Source organism: Bowdeniella nasicola (assembly GCF_001907295.1).
Lineage (GTDB): Bacteria > Actinomycetota > Actinomycetes > Actinomycetales > Actinomycetaceae > Bowdeniella > Bowdeniella nasicola.
This window is the reverse complement of sequence record NZ_MQVR01000177.1, coordinates 1-918: the sequence shown is the minus strand read 5'-3', so window position 1 is coordinate 918 and position 918 is coordinate 1. Positions and strand designations below refer to the sequence as shown.

The 918-nt window shown below is 54.2% G+C and carries 1 protein-coding gene; it reads left to right on the top strand.

The window, feature by feature from the left end:
* The coding region (locus BSZ39_RS13770; RefSeq protein ID WP_222842976.1) for a hypothetical protein at positions 1-649 on the top strand (649 nt) is incomplete at its 5' end.
* Between the last annotated feature and the right edge of the window lie 269 nt (positions 650-918).

Here is a 918-nt window from a genome sequence, read left to right as displayed (position 1 = left end):
CGACCATGACCGATACCGACACGCCCGCACTAGCAAGCTAAAACCCCAAACGAGAGGAAAACGCCGTTACACCACTACAAGGGACTTGACCTCCCTTCGACACAGAAGAGAGATACCCACGAACGCGCAAACCACCAGCCAGCAAATTATGAAAATGAAAGCGACTAGGCCTGAATGCAGCGTGTTAACCCCGGGCGAAGACAGGAGGCTAAGCACTTCAGTTCTGTCCAATGCTGTCGGAAGTGAACCAATATTCCCAGTCAAGGTGAACCCGTGCAAGACTTTGAAGAAGTCAGAAGAGCTGGACAGCATTCCAATGCCAAGCGTTTCAATGCCGAAGGTCCAGCCAAGGCTAAGCATCACAGCACCCAATATCGACCTGGTCAGATACCCGAACAAAGACCCCAAGATTGCATATGAGAAGAGCCCGAGAGCCGTGGCACCAAGACCCAACATCGTTCCGCCGAAATCAAAGCCGAACCCCGCATCCCGAATAGCAGTGAAAATAGTGGAGCAAATAGCCGCTGCAATAAAAGAACACAAGGCCATAGCCAAGGAGACGACCGCCATGGTGACCAATCGGCTGACTCCAAGCCACCAGCGCTTGGGGATTCTTGCCAACAGGACACCTAAGGTCCTTGACTCGTAGTCACTGCAGACCAGGATGGCTCCCACTGTCACGCCAACGGGAATGCCGTAAAGAGGGACAGAAGCAGTCACATATTCACCCAACACCGACAGCTCGAGGCCGGCCCGTAGAGCTTCAGCAGCTTCGGGCCCGATTGCATCGGTCGCAGTGTGGTAGAGGATGTACGGAATTACGGGCTCTTCAGAGTTGAGTGTGGGTTGATGCGTCCAGGCCGCCAGTGATGAGGAGCATTCGGAGTCGGTAGTTCTCGAGGTTGCGGAATCCGCGAG